Raw genomic sequence first — 16,922 nt, forward strand, 5'->3', positions numbered from 1 at the left:
ATGCTCGGCGCACAACAAAAGCCCCGAGCAGCTAGGCTACTCGGGGCTTTCTTACTTATTCTAAAACGTATTGCTTGTTAGCTAGAAGCTAGTCAGCTGGCAATTAAGCCTTAGCTGGACGTGCTGCACGCTTACGTTCGTTTTCAGTAAGAAGCTTCTTACGGATACGAATGCTTACTGGCGTTACTTCTACTAGTTCGTCTTCGTCGATGAACTCAAGAGCTTGCTCTAGAGTGTGACGGATAGGTGGCGAAAGAACCTGTGCTTCATCAGTACCAGATGCACGAACGTTCGTTAGCTGCTTACCTTTCAGACAGTTTACTGTTAGGTCGTTTGAACGGTTGTGAATACCGATGATTTGACCTTCGTATACTTCATCCGCGTGCTCAGCAAATAGACGACCACGTTCTTGTAGGTTGAATAGTGCGTAAGTCAGAGCTTTACCAGTCGCGTTCGAGATTAGAACACCGTTGTTACGTTGACCGATTACGCCGCCTTTGTGAGGACCGTAGTGATCAAATGAGTGGTAAAGAAGACCAGAACCAGACGTTAGAGTTAGGAACTCAGTTTGGAAACCGATAAGACCACGAGAAGGCATCATGAAGTCCATGCGAACACGGCCTTTGCCATCTGGAGACATATCAGTTAGCTCACCTTTACGTAGACCGATGTTTTCCATGATGCCACCTTGGTGCTCTTCAAGCACGTCGATAGTCACAGTTTCAAACGGTTCAGTTAGGTTGCCATCTTCGTCTTTCTTGATGATAACTTCTGGACGAGATACAGCTAGTTCGAAGCCTTCACGACGCATGTTTTCAATCAGGATAGACAGGTGAAGTTCACCACGACCTGAAACACGGAAGCGATCCGGGTTATCAGTTTCTTCAACACGTAGTGCAACGTTGTGTACTAGTTCTTTTTCTAGACGCTCAAGGATGTTACGTGAAGTAACGAACTTACCTTCTTTACCCGCGAACGGAGAAGTGTTTACTTGGAACGTCATTGTTACTGTTGGTTCGTCAACAGAAAGCGGAGTCATTGCTTCAACATTGTTTTGGTCACAGATAGTGTCTGAAATCTTCAGCTCACCAAGACCAGTGATTGCAATGATGTCGCCAGCGTTAGCTTGCTCAACTTCGTGACGGTCAAGACCTAGGTAACCAAGAACTGTACCTACTTTACCGTTACGTTTTTTGCCTTCTGCATTTACGATAGTTACTTGTTGGTTTGGTTTAACAGAACCACGAGTAACACGAGCAACACCGATAACACCTACGTAAGAGCTGTAATCAAGTTGCGAAATTTGCATTTGTAGTGGACCTTCAAGGTCAACTGCAGGCGCGTCTACTGTATCAACAACAGCTTGGAACAATGGTTCCATGTTCTCGCCAGTTTCGCCTTCAGTCATTGTTGCCCAACCGTTCAGAGCTGAAGCGTAAACAACTGTGAAGTCTAGTTGCTCATCAGTAGCACCTAGGTTGTCGAAAAGGTCGAATACTTGATCCATAACCCAATCAGGACGAGCGCCTGGACGGTCAATCTTGTTGATTACAACGATTGGCTTAAGACCGTGTGCGAATGCTTTTTGCGTTACGAAACGAGTTTGAGGCATTGGGCCATCAACTGCGTCAACGATAAGCAGAACAGAGTCAACCATAGACATGATACGCTCAACTTCACCACCGAAGTCCGCGTGTCCCGGAGTATCTACGATGTTGATGCGGTAATCATTCCAGTTGATTGCTGTGTTCTTAGCAAGAATGGTAATGCCACGCTCTTTTTCGATGTCATTCGAATCCATGACACGCTCTTCAGCTTCACCACGAGACTCAAGAGTGCCTGACTGTTGTAGCAGTTTATCAACCAAAGTCGTTTTACCGTGGTCAACGTGCGCGATGATCGCGATATTTCTTAACTTATCAATCTGTGGAGTAGACATGGATTCTCGATTCACTCATAAAAGTAGCCGTCACTTATCTCAAAAGTTTGGATAATAACCGCTAGCTTGATTTAAAAAACGGTCAATAATATACCAGATTCTAGACAAAAACCCAGAAATATGTGATCTGAACCGGGGCTTTTTTCTTTATTAGCGATTCATATCCGCTTAACTTTGATTCAGTACAGTGTTGAGCAGCCAAATTCGTAGGACTCTAAAAAGTATCACCTACGAGTGGCGAGCCAAATCTCCCGCAAAATAACAAAAGTGGATTGACAACTTAGGCAATTCATTGCTGAATGGTGCTCGCTTATGTCTCATATTGGTGCACAGACAAACAGTTGCACCAATAAAGTGCAACTAGAGATCATTTTGGTGCAAAAACCAGATTAAGCAAAATCACAAAACAAGTAAACCATTGAAATTAATGGAATAATTTTTTTGGCACGTTTTTGGCAGTAGATAAATCAGCATCGATTAATGCACTTATAGACATTAATCAATGCTAGTTTCAACCGAATCGAGCTAATACCGAATTAATAACACTGGAGGTTATCCAAGATGTCAGTAGAAAATGTACTATCCCTGATCCAAGAGAACGAAGTTAAATTTATCGACTTACGTTTTACTGATACAAAAGGTAAAGAGCAGCATATCTCTATTCCTTCTCACCAAGTTGATGCAGACTTCTTCGAAGAAGGCAAAATGTTTGACGGCTCTTCAGTAGCTGGTTGGAAAGGCATTAACGAATCTGACATGGTAATGATGCCAGACGCAGCATCTGCTGTACTGGACCCATTCACAGAAGACGCAACACTAAACATCCGTTGTGACATCCTTGAGCCTGCAACAATGCAAGGCTACGACCGTGACCCACGCTCTATCGCTAAACGTTCTGAAGAGTACCTACGTTCTACAGGTATCGCAGACACAGTTCTAGTTGGTCCAGAGCCAGAATTCTTCCTATTTGACGACGTTAAGTTCTCAAACGACATGTCTGGTTCTTTCTTCAAGATCGATGACGTAGAAGCAGCTTGGAACACAGGTTCTGACTTCGAAGGCGGTAACAAAGGTCACCGTCCTGGCGTTAAAGGCGGTTACTTCCCAGTAGCTCCAGTAGATTCATCTCAAGACATCCGTTCAGCAATGTGTCTAGTAATGGAAGAGATGGGCCTAGTTGTTGAAGCTCACCACCATGAAGTAGCAACTGCGGGTCAAAACGAAATCGCTACTCGCTTCAACACGCTAACAGCGAAAGCTGATGAAACTCAAATCTACAAGTACGTTGTACACAACGTTGCTCACGCATTTGGTAAAACAGCGACATTCATGCCTAAGCCACTAGTTGGTGACAACGGTTCTGGTATGCACGTTCACCAATCTCTAGCAAAAGACGGCGTTAACCTGTTTGCTGGTGATAAGTACGGCGGCCTATCTGAAATGGCTCTTTACTACATCGGTGGTGTAATCAAGCACGCTCGTGCAATCAACGCGTTTGCTAACCCATCAACTAACTCGTACAAGCGTCTTGTACCTGGTTTCGAAGCACCTGTAATGCTTGCTTACTCAGCACGTAACCGTTCTGCTTCTATCCGTATCCCAGTAGTACCAAGCCCTAAAGCACGTCGTATCGAGCTACGTTTTGGTGACCCAGCAGCTAACCCATACCTATGCTACTCAGCAATGCTTATGGCTGGCCTTGACGGCATCAAGAACAAGATTCACCCAGGCGAAGCTATGGATAAAGATCTATACGACCTTCCTGCAGAAGAAGCAGCTGAAATCCCAACAGTTGCAGAATCTCTACAAGAAGCTCTAGCAGCGCTTAGCGAAGACCGTGAGTTCCTAACAGCTGGCGGCGTATTCTCTGACGATTTCATCGATTCTTACATCACTCTGAAATCTGACGACGTACAACGCGTGAACATGGCTACACACCCACTTGAGTTTGAACTGTACTACTCAGTTTAATCTCCTGTAGAGATAAGCCATTTCTTACTGCAACCTTGTAAGAATCGCTGACTAAATATTAGGCTCGCCTCGCAGGCGGGCCTTTTTTATATTCTCCCTCCCCCCGCTTCCTCGTACCATACCTTAGACAAAAGCCCTCAGAGGCTGTCGCGCTAAATACAATAAAACCAACGCCAAACGTGAAATCACCTAGCGGTGAAAAGAGGCTAAAGATATGAAAAACATACTGTTCCTAATCGGGTTAACAGTCGCGCTCTCGTGCTCTGCTCAAACAGTGTATACCTGGATAGATGAAGATGGCGTGCTCCACTTTAGTGATAACCCTAGCGCTCAAGATGCCGAGGCTCTTCGCCTGCCAGATGTGCAAGCTTCAGCACCCGCCCCTAAATTTGAGGCCTCAACTCCGGTTGACGCTGCTGCTTCCTCTACAACTAAAACGGCAACGCCAGCCAAAACTCAGGCAGAAACCGAAACCACAAAGCGCGAGGTTCCTACTCAATTAGCCCTCACCATGTTGACTCCAGTTCATGATCAAACCATTCGTAGTAATCGCGGCTTAATCCCGATTCAGATAGAACTCAACCGAAAGCTTGGTATAGGTGAGCAATTACAATTGATGCTCGATGGCCGTCGATATGGCGCCCCACAGACCCAGCCTATTTGGGAATTAAAAGGTATCGATCGAGGTACTCACACCATTGCAATTCAAGCACATAGAAGCGGCAAGCTTATTGCATCTACTAGTCCAGTCACCGTGTATTTACATCGAGCGACGCTCAAGTAGGCCAATGTGTTAAAAGAGGCCAAATAACCTCTACTTTTCACCTAATCGAAGCAGCTTTCAGCGACTCTAATGAATTATCTTTAGCTTCTGGTTGATATGCGCCATACTTGAACTTAGCCACGCACCAATTTGGTGCAGTGAGAAAAACACCAGTTCAAGGACGAAATAGTGAATCGATCAGCCAAAAGCGACAGCATAGATACACATCATCTTTCCAGCGCCATTCTCGACAATATGGTGACTTCGACATTGATGCTCGATGAGCAATTGTATGTCCGATACGCCAATCCGGCCGCTGAGCAGCTCTTTTCACAGAGCGCACGACGCATCGTTGATCATCCACTGAGCCAACTTATCCAACACGCTTCACTTGATTTGGCACTGTTGACGCAACCGCTACAAAGTGGCCAGAGCATTACCGACAGTGACGTTACCTTCGTTGTTGATAACCGCCCACTGATGCTTGAAGTCACGGTTAGCCCAATCTCTTGGCAACGAGAGACGCTGTTATTGGTTGAGATGCGCAAGATAGACCAGCAAAGACGCCTCAGCCAAGAGCTCAACCAACACGCACAACAACAAGCAGCTAAGCTGTTGGTGCGCGGGTTAGCACATGAGATTAAGAACCCACTCGGTGGCTTAAGAGGTGCGGCGCAGTTACTTGGAAAAATGCTTCCTGATCAGTCTCTTAATGAATATACACAGATCATTATTGAGCAAGCCGACCGCTTAAGAGCATTAGTCGACCGTCTGCTTGGCCCACAGAAGCCGGGGACTAAATCAGAAGAGAACCTTCACCAGATACTTGAGAAAGTCAGGCAGCTCGTAGAGCTCGAATCGGGTTCAACGCTCGCCATCGAAAGGGATTACGACCCGAGCCTACCGGACATCTTGATGGATTCGGCACAGGTTGAACAAGCGATGCTCAATATCGTGAGCAATGCAGCGCAGATTCTAAAGACTCAAGATTCTGGCAAAATCACCATTCGCACCAGAACGGTGCATCAAGCAAATATTCACGGGCAGCGACACAAACTCGCAGCTCGTATTGAGATCAGCGATAACGGTCCGGGCATCCCCGATGATTTAAAAGACACGCTGTTTTACCCAATGGTCAGCGGACGAGAAGGTGGAACAGGGCTGGGGCTATCGATTTCTCAAAACCTGATCGATCAACACAATGGGAAAATTGATGTTGAAAGCTGGCCAGGCAACACCACATTCACGATTTATCTACCGATTTAGGTCATAAGAACCTCGCTATTGGACAGCGAGATGAAAGGCTTAGCTCGGTAACACAAAGATTAAGACATCATAAAAACAACAATGATTATCACAATAGATTTGGCTGCAAAGGAATTGAATTATGAGTAAGGGATACGTTTGGGTCGTCGATGACGACAGCTCTATCCGCTGGGTAGTAGAGAAAACACTTTCATCTGCGGATATTAAGTGTGAAACATTTGCTGATGCTGAGAGCGTGTTGCTTGCGCTTGAGCGCGAGACACCGGACGTATTGGTGTCTGACATTCGCATGCCCGGCATTGACGGGATTGAGCTGTTGCATCAGGTTCATCAACGCTCTCCCGACCTGCCCGTGATCATTATGACCGCGCACTCAGACCTTGATGCGGCGGTGAATGCTTATCAAAAAGGCGCCTTTGAATATCTTCCAAAGCCGTTCGATATTGATGAAACACTGACTCTAGTCGAACGAGCGATCGCGCACAGCCAAGAGCAGAAACGCGAACAAGCCAGTGAAGTTGCTGAAGAAACCAACGCACCAGAAATCATCGGTGAAGCACCGGCAATGCAGGAGGTTTTCCGAGCGATTGGCCGTTTGTCTCGCTCATCCATATCCGTGCTGATCAATGGTGAATCGGGTACCGGTAAAGAATTGGTCGCTCACGCTCTGCATCGTCACAGCCCAAGAGCTAAGAAGCCCTTCATTGCCTTGAACATGGCAGCAATCCCCAAAGATCTGATCGAGTCTGAACTGTTTGGCCACGAAAAAGGTGCCTTTACCGGTGCTAACAGCGTTCGCCAAGGACGCTTTGAACAAGCCAACGGCGGCACCCTATTTCTGGATGAGATCGGTGACATGCCACTCGATATCCAAACTCGCTTGTTGCGTGTACTTTCTGATGGTCAGTTCTATCGTGTCGGCGGTCACTCTGCAGTTAAGGTAGACGTTCGTATCGTTGCCGCAACCCACCAAGATCTTGAGCGCTTAGTGCATGAAGGCGACTTCCGTGAAGACCTTTTCCACCGACTCAACGTTATCCGAATCCATATCCCGGCACTTCGCGAACGTAAACAAGACATTGAAAAGCTGACTCATCACTTCCTAGCATCCGCCGCCGAAGAGCTCGGTGTTGAAGTGAAGACACTGCATCCTGAGACCATTTTGAAGCTCAACCAGCTCAATTGGCCTGGTAACGTACGTCAGCTTGAGAATATTTGTCGTTGGTTAACGGTGATGGCTAGCGGCAGCGAGATACTGCCTTCCGATCTACCACCGGAATTGTTGGAAGAAAAAGTCGTGACCACCTCAGGAACTGGAGATAACTGGCAACAACTGCTCGCTAATTGGGCAAAGTGTGCGCTTGATTCAGGAGAAAAAGAGCTGCTAACTTATGCTCTGCCAGAATTTGAACGTATACTGCTAGAAGCTGCACTCCACCACACTAATGGTCATAAACAGGATGCAGCTAAGGTTTTGGGATGGGGAAGAAACACCCTAACTCGTAAACTCAAAGAACTGTACTAGACCTTATATGATTCTCGATGCAGCTACTTTTTAACCAAAAAAGTGTCGCTTGGTTTGAATAGTGTCGGTACAATTACAGTGCGCTATTCACCAAAGTTGTAGCTAAAGATGTCTTTGAAAACACAAATTACTTTGAGAACCGCAGTGGTTCTGCCATTCGTGATGATTTTTCTGTTCACTATGGGTGTAATGGTTTTCACTCAAAAGCTAAGCTACAAAGAGATGGTGAGTGATGTTAGTGCACGCCAGCTGACATCACTGACTGACAATGTTCATCAAAGCCTGTCTAATTTTTTAGAAAAGCCATTTCACGCCAACCTCTCGCTCAGCCATAACATCGGCTACCACCATCTTTATCAAGCAGGCAATCTTAGTAAGGTCCAAGACTATATTTTTTATACGTTTTCAGACCATTACACTGCTGTACCTCAACTCGATGCGATCGGCTTTGGTTCTGAAGATGGTAACTACGTCGGTTTCCGCAAAGAAGCCAACAAAGGCTACACCTTGATGGTGCAAGACGAACGCACCAATGATCAGCTGGTCATTTACCGTGGCAGCAAAATTAGTGAAGACATTCGATCGGTGATTTCAGGTTACGATCCTAGAATCCGTCCTTGGTACACACCCATTGCGACACAGAAAAAACCGTTATGGTCACCAATTTATGCCAATGCTGACGAACGTCAAGAAATCACCTTATCTGCTCTAGCGCCTATCTATGATGATAATGAATTCAAAGCCGTCGTAGTCAGCGACATCAAAATCAATACCTTCAATGCGTTTCTCAGAAAGCTCAAAGATAGAACGGATGCCTCTGTTTACATCATCGATAAGCAGCAACGCTTGGTCGCGCACTCAGGCGGAGGCAGTGTCGTTTCATGGGGCACAGGACAAACCAACAAAGGGCAACGCAAACTAGCAACAGAGAGTGCTAATCCAGTCATACGTGAGAGTGCTAGCTACGTAGAGCAATTCCACCTAATCGAGAATTTGGGCGAGCAGCGCTTTAGTTTTAGCCTAGACAACGAACGCTACTTCAACCAAATCACCCCATACGAAGATGAGCACGGGCTCACGTGGTTTATTGGGGTGTCGATCCCTGAAAGCAATCTGCTCGGTGAATTGCCAGAAAATCAAAGAAACAGTTGGTTGCTTGGGCTAGCACTGAGCTGCATTGGGGTCATTGCAGGATTAATTGCCTTTAATCGCGCAACCCAACCCATCACCTCGACAGCGGATGCGGCAAAACGCCTTGCTAAGGGCGATTGGGACGCGAGCATGCCAAAAACAGGGCATATATATGAAACCAGCATGTTGGTCGAGTCATTCAATGAAATGACCAACAACTTAAAGGCTTCGTTTCATGCATTACAGTCTCAACTTACCTATGACTCATTAACCAAGCTATACAGCCGTGAAGGCTTTATTGACGCTGCCAAGAAACACCCCGACAACGAAAAAGGCACACTGTATTTGATTGGTATTGATCGCTTCCGAGACATCAATGACAGCCTAGGTCATTACAATGGCGACCAGCTACTTATCATTGCGGCTGCTCGTTTAAGAGGCACACTGCCATCCGAATACCTACTAGCTCGCACTGGTGGTGATGAGTTTGCCATCTACGCGCCAAACGTAACGCAAAGCGATGATGTTCAGCTGCTGACTAACCGCTTACTTCAAACCTTCGCTTCCCCATTTTCAATGGAATCGGAAAGCGTGGTGATTAAGGTATCGATGGGGATAGTGAATGTCTCGAATCTTCACGACATTACACTCCTGCTACGCAGCAGCAGCATTGCATTGAGCAATGCGAAACAAGACAAAACCAGTGTCTGTATTTATAGCCTTGAAATGGGCAAAGCATCGAGACATCGCACCAAGATGTTAGCGCGGATGAACCGAGCGATTGAGCTTCAACAGTTCGAACCGTTTTATCAGCCTATTATTGATCTGGAATCTGGCTCGACCATAGGAGCAGAAGCTTTAGCTCGCTGGATAACGGATGAAGGGGTGATCTCGCCACTCGAGTTCATTCCTCTCGCGGAAGAGAGCGGGCTCATTGACGATATCGGAAAACAAATTCTGCATAAGTCGTGTCGAGATACAGCCATCGCGATTGAGTCAGGAAAATGGAGCAAGGACTTCTCGATTCACGTTAACCTGTCGGTCGATCAACTGAGTGAAAGTGGCTTTGTGGAACAAGTAAAAGGCACGTTGCGAGACACAAATCTGCCAGCAAGCAACCTGACACTAGAGATCACCGAATCACGCATCGTCGACAACGACCCGACCATCATCGATAACATGCTGACTCTAAAAGCACTAGGGATATCAATTGCGATTGATGACTTTGGTACCGGCTATTCGTCACTGGCTTACTTACACAAACTGCCATTCGACTGCCTTAAGATCGACCGCAGCTTTGTCAGCAAACTTGATAAAGAGAACCTAGATAGCTCCATCGTCGCGGCCATCGTTAACATCACTAAGGGCTTCAAAGTAAGCTTGGTGGCAGAGGGCGTTGAAACACAGCAACAGGCTGAACTTCTCAAGCAGCTGCAGTGCCCGCTTGCTCAAGGCTTCTTATACAGTCGCCCAGTTCCGTTTGACCAATGGCCTACCGACCTCATCAACTCCAAGCAAAGTGCCAAGGTCAAACAAAATACCACTGAGAGTCTCACCTAAACCAGGCAGAAATCGAATGAGTCAGATACAAAAATGCCAGCATGATGCTGGCATTTTTTATTGTTCTATTCTCTATCGAGCGATTAGATAACGCGAGAGAATTGCTGTTGGCGAGCCTTGGCACGTAGGTATTTATCAAAACACATACAGATGTTACGGATCAGCAAGCGGCCACGCAAAGTCACGCGGATTTCTTTGTCATCGACTTCAACCAACTCATCGTTGATAAAAGTTTGTAGAAGCTCTAAATCTTCTTTGAAGTAGCGATTAAAGTTAACCGAGAACTCAGATTCGATCATTGTTTTATCAAGCTTGAAGTTACAAATCAGCTGCTTGATCACTTCACGACGTAGAAGGTCGTCACTGTCTAGAGCAACACCTTTCCAAAGTGCATGACGCAGGTCATTCACCTGAGCGTAGTACTTCTTCAGCTCTTTCTGATTTTGTGCGTAAGCATCACCAACCATAGAAATCGCAGAAACACCGAAACCAATTAAGTCAGCTTCACCTTGGGTGGTGTAGCCTTGGAAGTTACGATGCAGAATACCTTCACGCTGTGCTACGGCTAGCTCATCTTCAGGTAGTGCGAAGTGATCCATACCAATGAACTGGTAACCCGCTCCCGTTAGCGTCTCGATGGTATCTTGCAAGATAGCCATTTTCTCTTTCGGTTCAGGCAGGTCTTCATCTTTAATCTTACGCTGCGCAGCAAACAATTGCGGCATGTGTGCGTAGTTAAATACCGATAAACGGCCCGGCTTCATTTCTAACACTTGCTTCAATGTTTCAGCGAACAAAGCTTGAGTCTGCTTTGGTAGGCCGTAGATCAAATCCAGATTAGTTGAACGGAAGCCTAGCTCTTTCGCTCGTTTAACCATCGCAATGATGAACTCTTCATCTTGCTCACGGTTAACCAGTTTCTGCACTTCTTTATTGAAGTCTTGCACGCCAATGCTCAGGCGGTTGAAGCCTTCGTTACGCAGGTGGTCAAGTACGTCTAGCTCAATCTCACGCGGGTCAACTTCAATACTGATTTCAGCGTCAGCGGTGAAGTTAAACTCTTCACGCAAAATACTCATCAAACGAGTGATTTGTGTTTTGGTCAAGAACGTTGGCGTACCACCACCGAAGTGCAATTGCGTCACTTCACGGCCATTCAATAAAGAGGCGCGTTGGCGGATTTCATGTTCAATCACATCAAGGTACTCATCCGCTTTATGCGAGTGACGAGTAATGACTTTATTACAACCACAGTAGTAACAAAGCTTGTGGCAGAACGGGATATGCACGTAAAGAGAGAGTGGACGCTCAGGATATTGAGTACACGCCATGTCGTAATCAGCGACGGTAAACGCTTCATGAAACTCCAACGCAGTTGGGTATGAGGTGTAACGAGGTCCCGAATAGTTGTACTTGTTTAAGATCTCTTGATCCCAAACGATTTGCTGATTCGTTGTTACTGGCTTGCTCGACATAGCGGTATTTCCAATTTAGATCCGCGAGAACCTAAGGTCTCTCAAATCATTTTACATACATTAAAATATAGACGGGTTATTTTGCCACACGACCTGTAAGGTCGTTCCAAGACAAAATCAATTTTTTAGACAAAAACTCAGAACTGCTAGCTTGATCACTAACAAAGCGTCGGGATTAACGAGACGCAAAAGGTAAGAAGGCTCATTTAACATTGTCTATTAAAAGATAAGGCGACTTAAAAACAAGATGCATTTAAGATGAAAAGTCTTAAATGCATAGGTATTAAAAGCAGCGCGTCTAAAAACGGAATGTTAAACAAGCCTCTATATTTAAAAGTCTTAGTGACTAGATCATCTGAATGTTGATTTGGTTATTGAGAGGCTTAACCTTCTCCTGCAACCTTTTCAAATCTTCAATGACCGCATCATTCAAGCGAGTCTCCGCCTTATGGCGTGTGAGATTCTGCTGCATGCGCTCTTTCTTCGTCAGTTCCTGCCTTGCCTCTCCGCGAGCCATATCTTTTACGATATGGTACAGCTCAGAAAGAGCAGGATACTCAGAATCAAAATCGACACGCTCATCACCCTGAACATTATCCATAATGATACACACTCGGATACTGATCTCAGGTAAGTCACATTGCCCTTGAATGCCCGCTAAGCACAAAGTATTTACGTTTTCGTAAATCGTCGCGTTGCGTTTTTCAATGGCTAGTGCTTGATGCTGCTTTTGCAACTCCGTCTGCTTCTTCACTTGAAGTAGAAGGTAACCTGCGTAAGAGCCCAAGCCGAGAATGATAATTCCACCAGCAATTGCTAATAAGGTTACGTTCACTGGCTATTAACCTTTAAAGCTGTCTAAATCGAAATCTTCGAATTGAGATAGCAAGTCTTCGTCAGAGCTCGCTTTCTTCTTAGAGGCAACCGGTGCTTCTTCGAAGATCTCTTCTTCATCGTCTTCTGGCTCTAGTAGACCTAAGCGTCCCATTAGGTGTTCGATACGATCAAGTTTCTCATCAACAAACTTCTGTAGACCAGCACCTAGGTTTTCACCATTTTCGATACGATCTAGGAGTGTGTTCAGTTGAGCGTCATTCTCAAGCATCTCTAACTCTTGTTCGTTAGATAGCTTGCGCTCTTGTTTAGTCGGCTTCTTCGCTGGTTCAACGATCAGCGGAATTTTTTTCTTGCTGCCTAAACGTGGATCACGAGCTTGTGCAGCTTTACGCTGTTTTGCTTCGCTACCATCTGAGTGACGGCTGCCAGACTTAAGGCCTTTACGCTTTTTAACACGCTTACGTTCACGACCTTCAACATCAGATTCACTACGGTTACGAGTAACCATAGGCTCCGGAGCGCCAAGTGCTCCCGGCTTTCTTGATTTCTTACTACGACCCATTACTGCACTTTCCTCAGTAAAATTACATCATTTCCAAAAAATTCTAGTTCGAGCTTATCCCGCTCTGCCAAAAACTGGAATGTTTGACGACTAAAGAAGACGACATGTGTCGGGTCATTCTTGTAGTGCCAACCAGCAAACGCGTCTACGTCTATTACTAGTTTAGTCATAAGACCAATCCAGCCCTTGGGTTTAACTAAATTCAACCATTGCTGCCACACTTTGTCTGGGTGATAAAGATGCTCTATCACCTCCGTGGCAGTCATAAAGTCATACGTTTTTTCCAACACAGAGGGTTCTGGGTGGTAATAGATATCGTACAACTCCATGGTGTGTCCGGCTTCTTCTAACATAATAGATAGCGTAGGGCCTGGGCCACAACCAAAATCCAACCCGTGTGAGTTAGATGAAATTTTGTCTGTTAGTGGATCCGCGATGCGAGATAAAAAGCGGCGATAGCCTGCATCACTAGGATCGTTCTCATGGAGATCATAGTGTGCTTTTTCTTCTTTTGCTTCTAACCTTTGTTCAGGTTTAACAAATACCAGTTCACATTGCTGACACTGCAGATAGGCTCTGCGTTTGTCTTCAAAATAGTGATTCACGCCTTGGTGATGGCATAAGGGACAAGTATACATAGCACATCCTTAAACAGGGATGCGAAACATACCAGAAACTGAGTTTATAGTGGAGAGGTATTGGGTGTTTTTTCATCAAATCAATAAAAAAAGCGATAGGAAAACCTATCGCTCTCTAAATCTGCCTATATCGGCCAAAATTTGCATACTCAACTTGGTACACAAATCTCCATTTGTTATTGGTGCTTTCCATGCCAAATTTGTTTATTGTTCATCGTCCTGATGAGTTTTGGCTATCCTTTTCTAACACCTTGTTGCTGGGCTGTCCTAGCCTGATCCATTTCTGTCTATACCGTTAGACTAGATGATCATCCATATCTAAGTCAGCTCCTAGCTGATGGCGGTTACTTTACCGTGTTACAAAAAGACTACAAGAGTGCGAGTTCACACTTTTGTACACAAATCGATCACACATTGATAAATCAGACATAAACACAAAACGCATTAATAAAACCAATACAAAAGAAAACGCCCCGACCATTACTGATCGGGGCGTCTCTTCAATCTCGCTCGAACGTACATTCCTTTACTCTGGCTAAGAGCAAGAAACCGACAAATTAGTGTAAACCACCAACGTACTTCGATAAGGTATCAATATCAGCGTCTGTTAACTTTTTAGCTACATCACGCATCATCGCATTCATGTCGTTATTACGGTCACCATCGCGGAATTTTTCAAGTTGAGCCTTGATGTAATCTGCGTGCTGACCTGAAATCTTAGGGAAACCAGAAAGTTCGGTACCATTACCACGAGGGCCATGACAAGCAATACACGCCGTTACGCCGCGTTCTGCGTTACCCGCTGTGTAAAGAACCTTACCTTCATCTACTACATTTTCAGGAGTAGAGTTACTAGAGATAGGTAGAGAGGCGTAGTATGCCGCTAGGTCAGCCATATCTTCTTCAGATAAAGGCATCGCCATTGCACCCATTACAGGTTCGTAACGACCTTGCTTACCACCACTTGTCATACCTAGCTTAAGCTCTTTTAACTGCTTCTCTAGATACTTCTCATGTTGACCAGCCAGCTTAGGGTACTGAGTGATCAGGCTGTTGCCGTCAGCACCGTGGCAGGCAACACATGTTTGTGATTTGGCTTTACCAGCTTCAATACTACCTTGAGCCCATACTGAGCAGCTGGCTAAAAGACTCAAAATTAGCGCTAATTTCTTCATGACATTCCATTATAATTATCAAGCTTCCAGTACCACTCTATGTTGCCACTCATGGTACAATAGGCGACCTTATGCCGAGCACGGTTATTTTACACAAATTCACAAAAAAGTAATCAATCGACTACACAAAGTCGAGATGGAGTTAACAGTGAGCGTAAAAATTCATTATCAAAACACGCATTTCATTACCAGTGCACCTGATATTCGTCATTTACCAGAAGACGAAGGGATCGAAATTGCGTTTGCAGGACGCTCCAATGCAGGTAAATCTAGCGCGCTAAATCGCGTTACCAACCAAAAAAGCTTGGCGAAAACCAGTAAAACACCCGGTCGAACTCAGCTAATCAACCTATTTAAGGTAACGGACGGTTGTCATATCGTCGATTTACCTGGATATGGCTTTGCTCAAGTACCACTTGAGATGAAGAAAAAATGGCAGAAGTCGCTAGGTGAATACCTACAACGACGTGAAAGCCTGAAAGGTTTAGTGGTATTGATGGATATCCGTCACCCAATGAAAGACCTTGACCAACAAATGATCTACTGGGCTATCGATAGCCGCATCCCAGTACAGGTTTTGTTAACAAAAGCAGACAAACTGAAAAGTGGTGCGCGTAAAGCACAGCTACTGAAAATCCGTAACGATGCAAAATCTTTCGGTGGTGATGTTGCGGTTGATGTCTTCTCTTCAATGAAGGGCATCGGCGTTGACCAACTGCGTGCCAAGATGGATGAGTGGTTTGCGCCTGCGCTTGCTGATCAAATCATTGATGAGTTAGCAGACGAAGAGCACAACGACTCAGAGTAGTTCCTCTACTTATCGCTATAGGTTAGAGCACTTACAACACGTGATTTAGCCTTATCAATGCCCCTCCTTATATAGGTGGGGTATTTTTTTGCCCAAAAATGAGTGAGTTAAGCCTAAGTTTTTAGTGTTAAAAATCGGATTTAGCCACTAAAACCAATAGAAGTGAACCATACTAAAAGACACATCTAAATAATCAGAACAATGAGAAAGGAATACTCATGTGGAAAACACCATTGGCCATCATTGCACTTATGTTGGTCTCACTGACAGGGTTTGCCTCTGAAGCAGAACAAGAACAAGCCCCACTGATCAATGTCGATATGACCTTAGATCTCGATGGCATGGAAAAGTACGCCCAAGATGCGAGTGAGTCTCTTGAGGTGATATCGCAATCTTTGCAGGCGATAGTCAACAACCCCAACCTAAGCGACGACCAGCAACAAGCCCTCAATCAAACCGTTGAAAGTATCAATAAGCTTGCGAGCTCCACCAAGACATCACTCAATCAACTGCCACAAGCCTTAGACCAATCTCGACTCGCCTTTAAACAAACCAGTCAAATGCTGTTGGATGACATTCAGACCAAGATCATCATTGCGCTGGCGGCCGTTATCGCCGTCATTATTATCGCTTTGACCGCTATCTATCTGCTTATCCTGAAACCCATGCAGCAAACCTTGGTAAAAGCGACCAACAATATCTCTTCGATGGCACAATCCATCCAGATCACCGCCGAAGCACTGAAATACAGCACCGAGAAACAACAGAAAATCATGGATTACATTGAGCATTCACCGACTCAATACACTGATAAATAAGGCGTGATCCATCAATCCTTTATCGACAACTTGTAAAATAAAAGTTATTTCAAGTGATAAAACAATCGACTTAGGGACGGATTTAAATTACCAAAAGCTGATCGAATTTCAGATCTAAGGCAAATCAGGGGTTTATCACTGTGCTTGAGAAAGTGTAATAAAAGGCACTAAAAATGAGAGGTTTTACGGGGGAATGATAGGTTGGAAATATTTTTCTTTCGCACAAGAAAAAACGCCCCAGTCAAATACTGACTGGGGCGGCTGAATCAGCCTAATCCAATAACGTGAAACAAAAGGTCTGAAAGATAGAACATCTTACCTCTGTACCCTACGAGATTTAATGTACAACAATTGCTCAGAAATGAAAACAACTTTTGTAGTTTTTTTTCATGAATGTTTTATTAAAACACCTAAATTCTTATTACGACTTAACTTTATTTGAGACAAAAAAAAG

The 16,922-nt window shown here is 45.0% G+C and carries 13 protein-coding genes; 7 read left to right on the plus strand and 6 right to left on the minus strand.

All coding sequences use genetic code 11. The features are described 5' to 3' along the window. Positions 1 to 103 precede the first annotated feature (103 nt). Complete coding sequence (gene typA, locus AB4583_RS19090) at positions 104 to 1,939, minus strand: translational GTPase TypA (RefSeq protein WP_372118820.1); 1,836 nt, start codon at positions 1,937 to 1,939, stop codon at positions 104 to 106. Between the two features lie 561 nt (positions 1,940 to 2,500). Between typA and glnA the strand changes: the two genes are divergently transcribed. The 5 genes from glnA (at position 2,501) to AB4583_RS19115 (ending at position 10,155) form a co-directional block, all read left to right on the plus strand. Further along, complete coding sequence (glnA, locus tag AB4583_RS19095; protein ID WP_017059221.1) at positions 2,501 to 3,910, plus strand: glutamate--ammonia ligase; 1,410 nt, start codon at positions 2,501 to 2,503, stop codon at positions 3,908 to 3,910. A 214-nt stretch (positions 3,911 to 4,124) separates the two neighbouring features. Continuing rightward, the gene (locus AB4583_RS19100; protein ID WP_017059222.1) at positions 4,125 to 4,694 is read left to right on the plus strand and encodes a DUF4124 domain-containing protein; all 570 of its coding nucleotides are present in this window, start codon (positions 4,125 to 4,127) and stop codon (positions 4,692 to 4,694) included. Between the two features lie 168 nt (positions 4,695 to 4,862). Beyond that, complete coding sequence (glnL, locus tag AB4583_RS19105; protein WP_019826501.1) at positions 4,863 to 5,939, plus strand: nitrogen regulation protein NR(II); 1,077 nt, start codon at positions 4,863 to 4,865, stop codon at positions 5,937 to 5,939. Positions 5,940 to 6,060: 121 nt separating this feature from the next. Further along, positions 6,061 to 7,464 carry a nitrogen regulation protein NR(I) gene (glnG, locus tag AB4583_RS19110; RefSeq protein ID WP_372118823.1) on the plus strand — a complete coding sequence of 468 codons (1,404 nt, stop codon included), beginning with the start codon at positions 6,061 to 6,063 and terminating at the stop codon, positions 7,462 to 7,464. A gap of 108 nt (positions 7,465 to 7,572) precedes the next feature. Further along, the gene (locus tag AB4583_RS19115) at positions 7,573 to 10,155 is read left to right on the plus strand and encodes a GGDEF and EAL domain-containing protein (protein WP_017063058.1); all 2,583 of its coding nucleotides are present in this window, start codon (positions 7,573 to 7,575) and stop codon (positions 10,153 to 10,155) included. An 83-nt stretch (positions 10,156 to 10,238) separates the two neighbouring features. Here AB4583_RS19115 and hemN read toward each other — a convergent pair whose 3' ends face one another. From hemN to AB4583_RS19140, 5 genes are all read right to left on the minus strand, one after another. Beyond that, positions 10,239 to 11,630 (minus strand): oxygen-independent coproporphyrinogen III oxidase, encoded by a 1,392-nt coding sequence (gene hemN / locus AB4583_RS19120; RefSeq protein ID WP_372118826.1) that lies wholly within the window; start codon positions 11,628 to 11,630, stop codon positions 10,239 to 10,241. Positions 11,631 to 11,976: 346 nt separating this feature from the next. Beyond that, the gene (locus AB4583_RS19125) at positions 11,977 to 12,465 is read right to left on the minus strand and encodes a DUF2489 domain-containing protein (protein ID WP_017060164.1); all 489 of its coding nucleotides are present in this window, start codon (positions 12,463 to 12,465) and stop codon (positions 11,977 to 11,979) included. Positions 12,466 to 12,471: 6 nt separating this feature from the next. Then, positions 12,472 to 13,029: a Der GTPase-activating protein YihI gene (yihI, locus tag AB4583_RS19130; protein WP_017060163.1), complete on the minus strand. Its 558-nt coding sequence runs from the start codon at positions 13,027 to 13,029 to the stop codon at positions 12,472 to 12,474. Next, positions 13,029 to 13,667: a class I SAM-dependent methyltransferase gene (locus AB4583_RS19135; protein ID WP_010433503.1), complete on the minus strand. Its 639-nt coding sequence runs from the start codon at positions 13,665 to 13,667 to the stop codon at positions 13,029 to 13,031. Before AB4583_RS19135 ends, yihI begins: the two co-directional genes overlap by 1 nt. A gap of 557 nt (positions 13,668 to 14,224) precedes the next feature. Further along, positions 14,225 to 14,842, minus strand: coding sequence for a cytochrome c (locus AB4583_RS19140; protein WP_012602993.1), 618 nt, complete (start codon positions 14,840 to 14,842; stop codon positions 14,225 to 14,227). A gap of 148 nt (positions 14,843 to 14,990) precedes the next feature. Here AB4583_RS19140 and yihA point away from each other — a divergent pair, with 148 nt between their 5' ends. Continuing rightward, entirely contained in the window at positions 14,991 to 15,650 is a 660-nt protein-coding gene (yihA, locus tag AB4583_RS19145; protein WP_017060162.1) for a ribosome biogenesis GTP-binding protein YihA/YsxC, read from the plus strand. A gap of 218 nt (positions 15,651 to 15,868) precedes the next feature. Beyond that, positions 15,869 to 16,468, plus strand: coding sequence for a GTP-binding protein (locus AB4583_RS19150; protein ID WP_017060161.1), 600 nt, complete (start codon positions 15,869 to 15,871; stop codon positions 16,466 to 16,468). Positions 16,469 to 16,922 lie beyond the last annotated feature (454 nt).

This window comes from Vibrio sp. 10N.222.49.C12, from assembly GCF_041475025.1.
GTDB lineage: Bacteria > Pseudomonadota > Gammaproteobacteria > Enterobacterales > Vibrionaceae > Vibrio > Vibrio crassostreae_C.